Consider the following 13,575-nt stretch of genomic DNA (forward strand, 5'->3'; position numbering starts at 1 on the left):
CTTTCCCGCGTGCGCCGGGTGCCGTGCACCGGTGGGCGGAGGGGTCAGGTGGCGCAGCCGGCCGGCTCTCCGGCCGTCCGGTCGCCGTCGGGGGCGGCGGGTGCCGTGCCTCCCCGCCGCCACAGCCGTTCCAGGGCGAGGGGCAGGCCGATCACGGGAACGAGCCAGACCTGGACGTAGAGCCGGTCCTGCTCCACGGCCAGCGGGTGCGCGGCCATGGTCGCGAATCCGGTCAGGCCCGTCGCGAGGACGCACAGGGCCACCGGCACCGAGCGTTTCCACAGCCCCCACGCGCCGGCCGCGAGGAGCGTGAGCAGCAGCGGGGCGAGGGCCTCCTGCTGGAGCCACTGCCACCAGTAGACGGTGTTCAGCCGGAGCAGGGAGCGCCAGGGGCCGGAGACCTCGGGGTAGGTCCAGTGCAGGGTGAACATGTCCTGCAGCGAGTCGGTCATGCCCGGCAGCCCGAACGCCCCGCTGACGGCGAGCACGGTCACCGTGCCGGCCGTCGCGAGTCCGGCGAGCACCCAGGTGCCGCGCTGCCGTGCGCGCCGGACCAGGAGCAGGATCGCGTACGCGGCCACCGCAGTGAACAGCCCGATGATCAGGAAGCTGGAGTACTTGACGGCGGCCCCTAGGGCGAAGGCGCCGGCGAAGAGCGTCGCGCCCCGGGCGACCCGGCCTTGCAGCAGCAGGACGGAGGCGAGCAGCAGGGCCGTCATCAGGGCCGTCACCGGTCCTTCGGACAGGGGGCGCCCGCCCCACTGCGCGAGCGGTGTGACGTAGTACAGGATCTGGCCGAGGACGGCGGCCGGCGGTGGGGAGCGCAGCGCGCGCAGCAGCAGGTACACGAGCCATCCGGCGGCCGTCGTGAAGGCGAGCGCCACCGCGGTCAGGCCCGCCTTGGCGCCGAGCAGCGCCACGAACGGCGCGGCCATCAGCGGGTAGCCGGGCCGGGTGCGGAAGATGCGCTCGTACTTCGGGCTGGTCGGGGTGAGCCCGTCGCGGTACTTCGTCTCGCAGGTGTGCCGGTACGCCGCCTCCCGCCCCGGCTCGCCGAACCCCCGCTGGTCCAGCAGCCGGTTGCGGTGCACGAGCCGGGCGGTGTCGGCGCAGTAGGCGGCGACGGCCTTCTGCCGGGCCTGCCGGGGGGAGTCACCGAGGAACTCGTAGGCCTCGCGGGCGTAGCGGTAGGAGTCGTTGGAGAACCGGGTCGCCGGATAGGCGAAGACGTGCAGGACGACGAGGACGACGGCGGCGAGCAGGGGCAGCGCCCGCAGGCGGGCGAGGTGAGCCGTTCCGCCGTCCAAGGGTCTCTCCAGTCCGGTCGGTGCGGGAACAGGGGCCGGCAGGCCGAGCGCGACGATTCAGCATATAGCGGCTTTTCCCGGCGTACCGGACGTCAGGGTGCGGGCCGGAACAGCGCGAGCAGTCCGGCCCCGTACCAGCCGGCGAACACCGCGCCGCTCCCGTACACCATCCAGCGCACCTCCCGCCGGGCCCTGGCCAGGGCGGGCGCCGGCGACAGCAGCAGGACGGGCAGGAACGGCAGCATGAAGCGGGGCTTGGAGAACGGGGCACCGGACACGCCGACCATCAGCAGCCAGGCGCCCGCCACGAGCAGCACCAGGGGCCACGGCACCCGCCGGTCCAGCGCCAGCGCGACGGTCCCGACGGCGACGGCGGCGATCGTCGTGAGCACGGCCACGTACCGCATGTCGGGCGAGTGCTCCCCGGCCGCGTGGCGCAGGAACTGGACGGTGCCCCGGCCGAGGTCGAAGGACTGGCCCCAGGCCCGTTGCGCCACGAACCAGCCCGTGAGCGAGCCGATCCTGCTGCCGAGATACAGCCAGCTCCACACCAGGCCCAGCGGGGCCAGCACGGTCGCGGCCAGGGGCCGCAGGCCGTCACGGCGGCCGGCCAGCGCCACCAGCCCCGTCAGGGCGGTCACCGCGACCAGCACCGACGCGGTGGGACGGACCGTCCCGGCCAGCGTGCACAGGAGCCCCGCCGTCACCCACCGCCGGGCGACCAGGGCCACGAGCGCCCACACAAGCACAGCGGTGAACACGGCCTCCGAGTACGGGATCCAGAGCACGAACGCGTACGGCGAACACGCCCACAGCCCCACGCAGACGAGGGCGGCGCGGCTGCCGACGACTGCCCGCGCCAGTGTGTGCACCCCGCTCGCCGCCACCGCTCCGGCCACCCAGGAGACCAGCACACCGGCGTGGGCCAGGGTCAGCCCGGTCACCGCGTGCACGGCGAGGATCACCCCGGGGAACAGGGGGAAGAAGGCGAGCGTGTTGTAGTCGGGCACGCCGTCGGGCCGGAAGGTGAGCCGGTCGGGGTAGCCGTGCGCGGCCACGGACAGGTAGTTGGCCGCGTCCCAGCGGCCGAGCACGCTCGTCACCCCGTGGCCGAGATGCCGGTTCAGCAGCAGCAGGACGGTGAACCCGAGGACGGACAGCGATAGCTGGAGGGCGACGGCACGCCCTGTCTCGCGCGGGGCGAACGTGATGTGCGCGGGCTGCCGGCGCACCGCCTCGCGCAGCCGGGCCCGCAGACCGCCGCCGGGCGGCCGGGCCGGGGTGACGGCCGTCGGAGGGACCAGTTGGGCCACGGTGACTCCACGGGGTGCGGGAACGGCTCGGCGGAACGGTGCCCTGCGCCCGTCTCACCTCAGCAGGCTCGCCACCAGTTGGGCAGCGCTGCGGATCCGCGGCCGGGCCACGTGCCGGACCACCGGCCGGATCACCCGAGCCGTCACCCCCACCGGGCGCCAGCGCAGTTGGAGGCGGCCGGGGTTGCGGCCCTCCGGTTCGAGGACGATCTCGTGCGGGGTGGCGCCGGAGCGGTAGGGCACGCGGATCCTGCGCGTGGGGAAGTCCAGCGGGGCGAGCAGGAGGCCGGTGTGGGACAGCCCCTGCTGGTCGAGTCGCAGCAGCGGGTGCCGTACGCCCTCGAAGCCCTGGAGGGGCGGCTGTGCGGTGGCCAGGTCGAGGCGGACGGTGCCCTCGAACACGCCGGGCCGGACCGGGTCCAGTCGGAAGGGGACCGTCATGCGGTGCCCGCCGGGGGAGAGCAGCAGGCAGGCGCGCTGGGGGCCGACCGGGAGGCGCAGCCCGGGGTCGTAGGTGCGCACGGCGAGGGCCAGGGACGCTCCGGGACCGGAGGTCAGGTCCGTGATCTCGTGGCGGAACTGGGCCGTGGGGAAGGGCCGGGTGTCCAGCTCCAGCTCCGAGAGGTCCAGTTCGCGGCGGGCCCGGTCCGTGGCGGGGACCGTGTCGCCCCAGTACGGGCCGCCCGCCGCGTCGGCCGTGACCCGCCTCGGCGCCACCGCGTGCCCCAGCCCGCGCGCCGCAGGCCGGACCTCGGACAGCCGGTCGTCCCGCAGCAGCTCCAGCACCACCCGCTCGGCGCGGGGCAGCCGGGCGTACGCCTCGGGGGCCAGCGTGTCCAGGTAGGGGTTCATGAGGCCGGCGAAGGCCGTGAGCCACTCCTCGTCGCGGTAGGGCAGATCACCGGCGTACATCCGGAAGTCGTGCTTGAGGAACTTGTAGTCCTTGTCCGCCCGCAGCCCGGCGTGCCCGCTGCTCACCAGGAAGTCGTCGATGAGGTGCTGGACGTGGACCCGGTCGCGGACGTTGGAGATCCGGTGCCGCTGGTTGGAGATGGAGGCGGAGGCCGCGTCGGCGAACGGCTCGATGTACCAGACGTACACCGGGTCGGGGATGATCGTGAACGCCTTCGCCAGGCAGTACGCCTGCGCCGAGAACAGTTGGTCCTCGTAGTGGATGCCCTCGGGGAAGCGGAGCCGGTGGCGGTCCAGGAAGGAGCGGGCGTACATCTTGCTGGTCGACAGGTGCTCGAAGAACAGCCGCGGGTCCGCCCCGATGCCCTCCACCGTGCGGCGCTCGGCGACCAGGTGCGGCATCCAGGTCGAGCGCCGGCCGGTGTCCACCCGGACCCGGCGGACCGCGCCCATGGTGAAGTCGACCTCCCGTTCGCGGTGGGCCGCGAGCAGCGACTCGACCGACCGCGGCGGGAGTTCGTCGTCGCTGTCCAGGAACATCAGGTACGGCGCCCGGGCGATCTCCACGGCCCGGTTGCGCGGGGCGCTGCACCCGCCGCTGTTGCGGGGCAGGCGGAGATAGCGGATGCGGTGGTCCCGGGCCGCCAGCTCGCGGGCCACGGCCGGTGTGTCGTCCTCGGAGTGGTCGTCGCTGATGACGATCTCGATGCCGGGGTGGGTCTGCGCGCGCACGGACGCGACCGCGCGGGGGAGGCGGGCGGCGTCGTTGTAGACGATGACCGTGACCGTGACGTCGGGGCGGGTCATGCCGTGGCCTCCTCGGGGGTGGGGGCGGGAGTGCGGTCCTCGAGCGGGAGTACCGGCGGCAGCGATTCCTCCGGTTCGCCCAGGAACACCCGCCGTACGACCCGTTCGGCGGCGCGTCCGTCGTCGTACTCGCAGAACCGGCGCCGGAACGCAGCCCTCGCCTTGGCCGCGCTCTCGTCGCGCCAGGCACCGGAGGCGAAGATCTCGACCAGTTCCTCCTGGGTGCGCGCGACCTGGCCGGGGTGTTCGGCCATCAGGTCGAAGTAGACGCCCCGGGTGGTGCGGTACGTCTCCCAGTCATCGGCGTGGATCACGATGGGGCGGTCCAGGTTGGCGTAGTCGAACATGATCGAGGAGTAGTCCGTGACCAGTACGTCGGCGGCCAGGCACAGTTCCTCGACGGGATCGTAGGAGGAGACGTCGATGATCCGGCCGGAGCGGCGCAGGCCGGTCAGCGGGGAGACCGCGCCGCCGTAGAAGTAGTGGGCGCGGACGAGGAGGACCGTGTCGTCGCCGAGGCGGTCGGCGAGGGCGGCGAGGTCGAGGCGGGGGGTGAACCCGGCCTCGTAGTCGCGGTGGGTGGGGGCGTACAGGACGGCCGTCGTGCCGGGGGCGATGCCGAGGCGGGCGCGGGCCGCGCGGACGTCGGCCGCCGTGGCCGTGCAGAAGACGTCGTTGCGCGGATAGCCGTGGTCCAGGGACGTGTAGCGGGCCGGGTAGGCGCGCTCCCACATGCGGGTGGAGTGGCTGTTGGCGCTGACGCTGTAGTCCCACCGGTCGATCCGGGTCAGCAGGGCGGCGAAGTCCAGGCCCTTGGCGGCGGCCGGGTGGTCCATCTGGTCCAGGCCCATGCGTTTGAGGGGGGTGCCGTGGTGGGTCTGGAGGTGGATCTGTCCGGGGCGTTTGACGACCGCGTTGGGGAAGTTGACGTTGTTCGTCAGATACGTGGCGGTGGCCAGGGTCTCCCAGTAGCGGCGGGTGCCGGGGACGACGTGGTCGGTGCCGGGGGGCAGCAGGGCCGCGTTCTGGCCGGTCACCACCCACACCGGGTGGATGTGCGGGGCGAGTTCGGCGAGTTTCGCGGCGATCGCGGCCGGGTTGCAGGCGACCCCGCGGTCCCAGTACGCGGCGAACACGGCGAGGTCGGGGCGCAGCGGGCGGTTCAGGGCGCGGCGGTACTGGTGGTCGCGGACCTTCGCGCCCAGCCGCCGTTTGCGCGTCCGTACGGCCTTCCGGGCGGCGCGGCGGGTGCGGTTGGCGGCCTGGAACGCCCGGTAGCGGTGGTACGCGCCCTCCTCCAGCAGCGCGTGCCGTACGCCCTCCAGGCCCGCCGGCCGCTGATGGCCCTCGGGGCGCCAGCGCAGCGCCGCCAGGGAGGCGCGCCGGAAGAACTCGCGGGCCACGGGGTCGGGCAGGTCCTCACGGGCGAAGGTGCGCAGCAGATCACGCACCATCAGGTTGTACAGCACCGTGCGGACGGCGCGGCGCTCCCCGGTGAGCGGGAGCAGGGACTCGTAGCGGTCGACGAGGGCGAGCCGGTCCTCGGGGGCGCGCGGCGGCAGGCTCTCGGGGCGCAGCACGCGGTTCTCGTACGCCGACTGGTTCAGACAGGCGACGCGGCCGGCGTACAGCAGGGCCGCGTGGGCGGCGTGCGGTTCGTCGTCGGTGGTGAGCCGCTCCTCGTGCGCCCGCCAGAACGCGGCGCGCAGCGCGCGGTTGCCGAGCAGCGGGGTGAGCCGCAGCAGATGGGCGGCCCCGGCCAGGGGCAGTGGGGCCCGGCCGACGGCGGCGAGGAGGCGGCCGTCGCGGGAGGGGGTGGCGGCGGTCCGCCAGGTGGTGGTGACGTGGTCGAAGAGCAGCACGTCGACGGGGGCGTCGGGGCCACCGGGCGCGCCGGGGGCTTCCGGGGTGCCGGTGGCGTCCCCGTCGCCGGTGGCGTCCAGTTCGGCGGTCCGTTCGGCGATCAGGCGGGGCGCGCCGGCGGGCAGGCCGTCCTTGGCGTGCACGAAGTGCAGCCAGCGGCCGGAGGCACGGGCGGCGCCGGCCGCCCGCGCCTCCGCGTCACCGGTGCCCTCCGGCAGGGCGACGATGACCGTGTCCGGGGCGTGGCGCTCGGCCGTCTCCCGCGCCCACTCGCCGACCGCGACGACGATCACCTCGGCGTCGCTGAGCGGGTGGGCGTCCAGGGAGCCGAGGAGTTCGGTCAGATGCCCCTGGGTGTTCGGCCCGTAGACGATCACGCTCAACTGGGGCATCGCGGGGGACTCCTTCGGCTCGATGTCTCCGGGCACACCTTCCATCACATACTGTCATTAAACAGATGAAAGGGATATATGTGCCCGGTGAGGGAGCCCGTCCGGGGTCGTTCAGGCCTTGGCGGCCGGCTCGACGGCCGGTTTGGCAACCGGCTTGGCGGCCGGCTTCTTCTCGCCGGTGAAGGCCTCGTACTCCTTCATGACCTCTTCCGTCGGCCCGTCCATGCGCAGCTCGCCGCGCTCCAGCCACAGGACCCGTTCGCAGGTGTCACGGATCGACTTGTTGTTGTGGCTGACCAGGAACACCGTGCCCGCGTGCTGCCGCAGCTCGCGGATCCGCTGCTCGGACCGCTTCTGGAAGGAGCGGTCGCCGGTGGCCAGCGCCTCGTCGATCAGCAGGACGTCGTGATCCTTGGCGGCGGCGATGGAGAACCGGAGCCGGGCGGCCATGCCGGAGGAGTACGTGCGCATCGGCAGGGTGATGAAGTCGCCCTTCTCGTTGATCCCGGAGAAGTCGACGATGTCCTGGTAGCGCTCCTTGACCTGCTCCCGGGACATCCCCATGGCGAGGCCGCCGAGGAGCACGTTGCGCTCACCGGTGAGGTCGTTCATCAGGGCCGCGTTGACGCCGAGCAGGGAGGGCTGGCCGTCGGTGAAGATCTGGCCGCTCTCCACCGGCAGCAGCCCGGCGACCGCCTTGAGCAGGGTGGACTTGCCGGAACCGTTGGTGCCGATGAGCCCGATCGCCTCGCCCTTGTACGCGACGAACGACACCTTCCGCACCGCGTGCACCCGGCGCACACCGGCCGCCTGCTCGGTCTGCCGGCGGCGCAGGATGCGGTTGAGGGCGGCGGTGGCGGAGCCGCGGCCCGCGCCGGTGCCGTTGACCCGGTAGACGATGTCGACGCGGTCGGCGACGACGGTGGGAACCTTCCCGGCCGCCCCGCTCGCCCCGCCCGCCCCGATGGTCCCGGCGGTCTCGATGGTCCCGGTCGTCCCGGGGGTCTGCTCAGCCACGGCCGTACGTCTCCTCAGCCTTCCAGAAGTAGATGAAACCGCCGATGCCGGCGAGCAGGGCCCAGCCGGTGGCCGCCGCCCACACGTGCGGCGGCAGGGACCTGGCGTGGAAGCTGTCGATCAGCGCGAACCGCATCAGGTCGATGTAGACGGCGGCCGGGTTGATCTGGAGCAGGACCGTCACGAGGTGCGGCAGGTGGTCGTGCTTGGTGATCTTGTCGATGCTCCACATCACGCCGGACACGTACATCCACGTACGCAGCAGGAAGGGCATTAGCTGGGCGATGTCCGGCGTCTTGGCGCCCATCCGGGCCACGATCATCGACACGCCGGCGTTGAACGTGAACTGGAGGACGAGTGCGGGGACCGCCAGCAGCCAGGAGGCGGCGACCGGTACGCCGAAACAGAGCAGGATGACGACCAGCGCGGCCATCGAGAACAGGAGCTGCTGGAGCTGCTGGAGCGCGAAGGAGATCGGCAGCGCGGCGCGCGGGAAGTGCAGGGCGCGGACCAGGCCCAGGTTGCCGGAGATCGCCCGGGTGCCCGCCATGATCGAACTCTGCGTGAAGGTCCAGATGAACACGCCCGTGACCAGGAAGGGCACGTAGTCGGGCACGTGCTGCTTGGTACCGAGCAGGACGCCGAAGATGAAGTAGTAGACCGCCGCGTTCAGCAGCGGGTTCATGACCTGCCACAACTGGCCCAGCTTCGCCTGGCTGTACTGCGCCGTGAGCTTGGCGGTGGCGAACGCGCCGATGAAGTGGCGCCGCGCCCACAAGTGGCGGACGTACTCCGGCAGGGAGGGGCGGGCGCCGCTGACCGACAGGCCGTGCCGGGCGGCCAGGGCCGGGAGGTCGTCGTCGGTCCGGGCCCGGGTGGGGGGCGGTGTGTGGAGGACCTGGCTCACATCCGCTGCTTTCGCTCGGGGGGAGGGGGCTGCTGCGTCCGGCTGCCGCCGGGGTCGCCGCGTCCGTGTCCCGTCGCCCGGCGTTTCCCCGCGTTTCTCTTTACGTTCTTTACGTCGGGACGGGACCGTATCGTCGCAACGCGAGCGTAGGCCCAATGGACGTCGGAACGCAACCGTTTCGTCGCTACGGCCTATGCTGTGCGGCATGACGACGAACGCCGAGCCCGCCGACGAGCCGCCGGCGCGTCCGCGCCGCCGGGCCCCCGCCGGGGCCGCCGTCCTGCGCGAGGACGTGACCGAGGCCATCCGCGCGGCCGTCTTCGAGGAACTGGCGGCGGCCGGGTACGCGCGCATGTCCATCGAGGGGATCGCGCGGCGGGCGGGCGTGGGCAAGACGGCGGTCTACCGGCGCTGGCGTTCCAAGCTCCACCTGGTCCTGGACGTCGTCTCGGCCATGGCGGTGACGGGCTTCCCGGTCCCCGACACCGGCTCCCTGGAGGGCGACCTGCACCTGCTGTACGAGGTCACCTCCCGCGCCCTGCGGCACCCCGTCGCCTCGCAGGTCATCCCCGACCTCCAGGCCGAGGCCGCCCGCAACCCCGACCTCGCCGAGGCCTTCCAGAAGGCGCTGCGGGACGGTCAGGAGGGCGTGGCCAGCGGGATCGTCGCGGCGGCGGCGCAACGCGGCGAACTCCGCGCCGGTGTGGATCCCGACCTCGCCCTCGACCTGATCTCCGGCCCCCTGTACTGGCGCTCGGTCGTCATCCGCTCCCCCAAGCCGCCCAAGGGTTACCTGGAGAAGCTGGCCCGGGCCACGGCGGCGGCGCTCAGGGCGCTGTGACGCGCGCCCGTGGCCGGCTCACCGCGCGCCCCGGCCGGCGCGCTCGGCCGGTGGCTGTCTTCGCTGTGTTCGCCGTGTTCCCCGTGTGGCCCGTGTTCCCTACGAGCGTGCCGCCTCCGGGTGGCTGCGCACCCAGCCCTCCCAGGCCGAGGTGATCATGTCCTGGACGTCGTACTTGGCCTGCCAGCCCAGCTCCGTGGCGATGCGGGCGGCGGAGGCGACGACGCGGGCGGGGTCACCGGGTCGGCGGGCGGTGACGGTCGGGGGGCGGTCGTAGCCGGTGACCGCGTTGACGTGGTCGATCATCTCCCGGACGGAGACCCCCTCGCCGCGGCCGATGTTGAGGGTCAGGCCGGTGCCCGGGGCGGAACCGAGGGCGCGGGCGACGGTCACGTGGGCCTCGGCCAGGTCGGCCACGTGGATGTAGTCGCGGACGCAGGTGCCGTCGGGGGTGGGGTAGTCGTCGCCCAGGATGCGGGGCCGCGCGCCCTCGGTGAGCCGCTCGAAGACCATCGGGATCAGGTTGGACACGCCCGTGTCGGCCAGCTCGGGCGTGGCCGCGCCCGCCACGTTGAAGTAGCGCAGCGAGGCGGTGGCGAGGCCGGTCGCCCGGCCCGTGGCGCGCACGAGCCACTCGCCGGCCAGCTTCGTCTCGCCGTAGGGGGACAGGGGACGGCAGGGCGTCTCCTCCGTGACCAGGTCGACGTCGGGCATGCCGTAGACGGCCGCCGAGGAGGAGAAGAGGAAGGAGGGGACCTCCGCCGCCGTCACCGCCGCCAGGAGGACCCGCAGGCCCTCGACGTTCTCCCGGTAGTAGTGCAACGGCCGGTCCACCGACTCGCCCACCTGCTTCTTCGCCGCCAGATGGACGACGCCCGTGATCCCGTGCCCGGTGAGGGTGCGGGCCAGCAGCTCCGCGTCCAGCGTGGACCCGCGCACCAGCGGCACCTCGGCCGGTACCCGCTCGGCGATCCCTGTGGACAGGTCGTCGTAGACGACCGCGCGCTCGCCCGCCTCGGTCATCGCCCGGACGACGTGCGCCCCGATGTATCCGGCACCGCCGGTGATCAGCCAGGTCATGTGCGGCCGTCCCCTCGTCGACTCTTCGGTGGGCCCGGGTCCCAGTGAAGCAGGCGGCGGCGGAGCCGGCCGCGGGCCACGGCGAGCACGCCGCGTACACCGCTCGCCACGCGCAGCGCGAGTGCGCCGGAGTGCGTGGCGTACGGCTGCGCCAGGAGTACGCCGTGCGCGGCGCTCGGCACAGCGCGTCGGCGCAGTCGGCCGGCGCCCGTCCGGGCGTGCGCCGTGACCGCCCGTCGCCCGCCGTCCGCGAAGCGAAGGGTCAGGCGCAGGTCCCAGGTGCCGGAGCCGAGCCCGGCCAGGCCCACGGGCACCTCTGCCGACCAGATGCCGGGACCGGAGGGCGTGAGCGCGGCCGTCGTGCGCCCGCGCGCGCGGCCGTCCTCACGCGCGTGCCACACCACGTCCACCTCGGTCGGGCCCGCCGCGGTCACCCTGCCGTACAGCTCGTGCAGCCGCAGACACAGGAGCGAGGCACGCGCGCGTGGGCGCAGCTCCGCGTCCACCGCGAGGGGGAGCACAGGGACGGGGCGGGTCAGGAGCGGGGCCAGGGAGACCTGGGGCAGGTCGGCGGACCAGACCGGGACGCCGTCGGGGGTGCGGGCGTAGGGCGGGAGCAGCCGCGCCGAGCGGGCGGCGAGTTCACCCAGGCGGGGCAGGTCGCGGGGCTCGGGGGACGCCAGCAGGACCCGCCCGAGCAGCCGGCCGGGGGCGGCGGGGTCCGGCTCCCAGTCGGCGGCGTCGTAGCGCGCGAGGTACTCCCGGGTGAGCGCCCACCACGCGCGCCGGTAGGCAGCGTCCCGCAGCCCCAGCTCGCGCGCGTACATGCGCAGCTCGTGGTCGAGGAACTTGGCGCGCGCCGCCCGGGCCAGCTCCTTCTGCCCGGCACCCAGCAGGATGTCGTACGCCAGCGCACACGCCTCGACGCGCGCCGCCCAGTTCTCGACGTGCTCCCGGTCCAGCGAGAGCGACAACCGCTCGGCAGACCGGCGCACCTGCCACACGTACACCCGGTCCGGTACGAGCACGACGCGCGGGCTCGCGGCCAGCACCCGCGCGGTGAAGACGAAGTCCTCGTAGCGGAAGCGGCCCTCGGGGAAGCGGATGCCGTGGTCGCGCAGGAAACCGGTGCGGTACAGCTTGTTGACGCACAGCGTGTCGTGGACCAGCCGGGGGAGCTGGGCGGGGCGGGCGAGGACGCGGTGCGCCGGGTAGAGGAACGCCTGCCACGGCTGTTCGCGCCCCGACGGCTGTTCCCGGCGCACGCACAGTCCGCTCGCGACCTCGGCGTGCGCCCCGGTGGCCGCCGCGAGCAGCGCGTCCACCGCACCGGGCGGCAGCACGTCGTCACTGTCCAGGAACATCACGTACGGTGCCGTCGCCGCGTCGATCCCGGCGTTGCGCGGGCTGCCGCAGCCGCCGCTGTTCACGTCCCGGCGCACCACCCGCAGCCGCGGCTCGCCGTCGGCCAGCCGGGCGAGCAGCCCGGCGCTGCCGTCGGTGGAGCCGTCGTCCACGGCGATGACCTCGGCGACGGCGGGCCTCTGGGCCAGGGCCGAGCGCACGGCGTCGGCCACATGGGCGCGGTCGTCGTAGCCGATGACGACGACGGCGGCCCGGGGTGCCGGGTGCGGGTCTCGCGGTTCTGGGTACATGGGGTCCACGGGCCGGAACGTACGGGAATGCACGGAATTATCCCGTCACGGCGAGCTGAGCGCCCGCGCGGGGAGCCGGTCGGAACCGGGCCGGGGTTCCACCGGCGGCACGGTCTCCCCGGCCGGCGGCCGCGCGTCCCGCCACAGCCGCATGAAGGACAGCACGGCGGCGACGGCCAGCAGCCCGTTGCGGGCCAGCATCAGCAGACAGCCGGCCCAGGAGCCGTCGATCACCTCCCGGTAGTACATGGGGTACACGAGGGTGCTCAGCGCGGACGCCGCCAGGATCAGCACCGCCACCGGCCGCTGGCCGGTGCGGCGCGAGGTCAGGCACACGGCGGCGAGCCCGATCAGCCAGATCATGTACTGGGGGCTGATGACCCGGCTGGTGACAGTGAACAGCAGCACCGCGCTCAGCGCCGCGTCGTACGGCGTGGCCTCGCTCCAGTGCCGCGCCCGCAGCCGCCACAGCAGCAGCAGTCCGAACGCGAGGGCGGTGAGCGCGAGCGAGGCCGTGGCGACGGCGTGCACGTGCGGGCCGGTGAGTTCGATCGCGCCGTACCGGTAGCGGGTGCGGCCCCGCCAGCCGGCGTGCCGGGCCAGGTTCAGCGCCGTGCCGCCGAGCGACTCGATCTGCACGCCCCGGCCGCCCTGTTCCCGCAGGAAGGACAGCGGGTGGGCGAGGGAGGCCGCGAGCAGCCCGAAGCACACGGCCCCGGTCGCCGCCGCCCACGTCCACGCCCTGCGGGTGGGCCGCCCCCGGGGCACGCCCAGCAGCACCAGCGCCGGCCACATCTTCACCAGCGCGCCCAGGGCCCCGAGCACCCCTCCCGCGCGCGGGGAGCGTGCCGACGCCAGCAGGGACAGCACGGCCAGGGCGGTGACCTCGGCGTCGTACCGGGCGAGCGGCAGGTGCAGCAGCAGCGGCAGCCCGCCGGTCCACACGGCCGCCCCGAGCAGGCTGCGCCCGGGCCGGGTGCCCGCGCGGAGCAGCGCCGCCGTGGTGATCGCGTCCACGGCCAGCGTCAGCAGCACGAACGCCTGGAAGTACGTCAGCCCCGGCAGCAGGCCCGGTGCCAGCAGCACCGCGCCCGCGCCCGGCGGGTACTGCCACAGCGTGTCGTGCACGGGGAAGGAGCCGTGCGCGAGGACGCCGTACCAGTGGAAGTACAGCCGCCACACCTCCCGGGTCACCGAGCCCCCGCCCAGCAGCGGGGCGGTGCTGTGCGTGAGCAGCCACAGCATGAGGGCGCGGGTGGCGAGCCAGAGGACGGTGAGGGCGAGGACCGGGCCGGGGGTGACACGGAGACGGTTCATCACATGGGAGCCTAAGCCGAGCGGATGGGGTATCCATGCCGATACGCCGTCAATGACCTACAAAGGTTGGCTAATCACAAAAGATCGGGCCATGGTGAACGTCGGGCTTCCTGTGCAACCGCAGTCACGTCGGGCGGCTGGAGCGATCGGCGCCGCGCCGGCCG

At 73.6% G+C, this 13,575-nt stretch carries 10 protein-coding genes; 1 reads left to right on the forward strand and 9 read right to left on the reverse strand.

Features of this window, described 5'->3' with window-relative positions; genetic code table 11:
- Nucleotides 1–44: 44 nt before the first annotated feature.
- The 6 genes from D9753_RS21540 to D9753_RS21565 form a co-directional block, all read right to left on the reverse strand.
- The gene (locus tag D9753_RS21540) at nt 45–1,307 is read right to left on the reverse strand and encodes a hypothetical protein (protein WP_121788469.1); all 1,263 of its coding nucleotides are present in this window, start codon (nt 1,305–1,307) and stop codon (nt 45–47) included.
- Between the two features lie 92 nt (nt 1,308–1,399).
- Nucleotides 1,400–2,620: a hypothetical protein gene (locus D9753_RS21545; protein ID WP_121788470.1), complete on the reverse strand. Its 1,221-nt coding sequence runs from the start codon at nt 2,618–2,620 to the stop codon at nt 1,400–1,402.
- Between the two features lie 54 nt (nt 2,621–2,674).
- Complete coding sequence (locus D9753_RS21550) at nt 2,675–4,339, reverse strand: glycosyltransferase family 2 protein (RefSeq protein WP_121788471.1); 1,665 nt, start codon at nt 4,337–4,339, stop codon at nt 2,675–2,677.
- Nucleotides 4,336–6,594: a CDP-glycerol glycerophosphotransferase family protein gene (locus D9753_RS21555; protein ID WP_121791216.1), complete on the reverse strand. Its 2,259-nt coding sequence runs from the start codon at nt 6,592–6,594 to the stop codon at nt 4,336–4,338. The genes D9753_RS21550 and D9753_RS21555 overlap by 4 nt, the downstream gene beginning before the upstream one ends.
- Before the next feature lie 111 nt (nt 6,595–6,705).
- Nucleotides 6,706–7,560 (reverse strand): ABC transporter ATP-binding protein, encoded by an 855-nt coding sequence (locus D9753_RS21560; protein WP_121791217.1) that lies wholly within the window; start codon nt 7,558–7,560, stop codon nt 6,706–6,708.
- A 43-nt stretch (nt 7,561–7,603) separates the two neighbouring features.
- Nucleotides 7,604–8,518 carry an ABC transporter permease gene (locus D9753_RS21565; protein WP_121788472.1) on the reverse strand — a complete coding sequence of 305 codons (915 nt, stop codon included), beginning with the start codon at nt 8,516–8,518 and terminating at the stop codon, nt 7,604–7,606.
- 205 nt (nt 8,519–8,723) lie between these two features.
- On the opposite strand from D9753_RS21565, the gene D9753_RS21570 reads away from it, so the two are divergent.
- Nucleotides 8,724–9,359: a TetR/AcrR family transcriptional regulator gene (locus D9753_RS21570; protein WP_121791218.1), complete on the forward strand. Its 636-nt coding sequence runs from the start codon at nt 8,724–8,726 to the stop codon at nt 9,357–9,359.
- A 99-nt stretch (nt 9,360–9,458) separates the two neighbouring features.
- Here the strand turns inward: D9753_RS21570 and galE are convergent, their stop codons facing one another.
- From galE to D9753_RS21585, 3 genes are read right to left on the reverse strand one after another with little or no spacing between them, the layout of a single operon-like run.
- Nucleotides 9,459–10,439: a UDP-glucose 4-epimerase GalE gene (gene galE, locus D9753_RS21575; protein WP_121788473.1), complete on the reverse strand. Its 981-nt coding sequence runs from the start codon at nt 10,437–10,439 to the stop codon at nt 9,459–9,461.
- A complete protein-coding gene (locus D9753_RS21580) occupies nt 10,436–12,094 on the reverse strand; it encodes a glycosyltransferase family 2 protein (protein ID WP_121788474.1) in 1,659 nt (552 codons plus the stop codon). Before D9753_RS21580 ends, galE begins: the two co-directional genes overlap by 4 nt.
- A 45-nt stretch (nt 12,095–12,139) precedes the next feature.
- Nucleotides 12,140–13,411: a glycosyltransferase 87 family protein gene (locus D9753_RS21585; RefSeq protein WP_205614222.1), complete on the reverse strand. Its 1,272-nt coding sequence runs from the start codon at nt 13,409–13,411 to the stop codon at nt 12,140–12,142.
- Between the last annotated feature and the right edge of the window lie 164 nt (nt 13,412–13,575).

The organism is Streptomyces dangxiongensis (genome assembly GCF_003675325.1).
Taxonomy (GTDB): Bacteria; Actinomycetota; Actinomycetes; order Streptomycetales; family Streptomycetaceae; genus Streptomyces; species Streptomyces dangxiongensis.

What these genes read in the sequence shown, in the direction of transcription:
- D9753_RS21550 (WP_121788471.1), bottom strand. Translation starts at nt 4,339, where the DNA reads ATGACCCGCCCCGACGTCACGGTCACGGTCATCGTCTACAACGACGCC.
- D9753_RS21555 (WP_121791216.1), bottom strand. Translation starts at nt 6,594, where the DNA reads ATGCCCCAGTTGAGCGTGATCGTCTACGGGCCGAACACCCAGGGGCAT.
- D9753_RS21570 (WP_121791218.1), top strand. Translation starts at nt 8,724, where the DNA reads ATGACGACGAACGCCGAGCCCGCCGACGAGCCGCCGGCGCGTCCGCGC.
- galE (WP_121788473.1), bottom strand. Translation starts at nt 10,439, where the DNA reads ATGACCTGGCTGATCACCGGCGGTGCCGGATACATCGGGGCGCACGTC.
- D9753_RS21580 (WP_121788474.1), bottom strand. Translation starts at nt 12,094, where the DNA reads ATGTACCCAGAACCGCGAGACCCGCACCCGGCACCCCGGGCCGCCGTC.
- D9753_RS21585 (WP_205614222.1), bottom strand. Translation starts at nt 13,411, where the DNA reads ATGAACCGTCTCCGTGTCACCCCCGGCCCGGTCCTCGCCCTCACCGTC.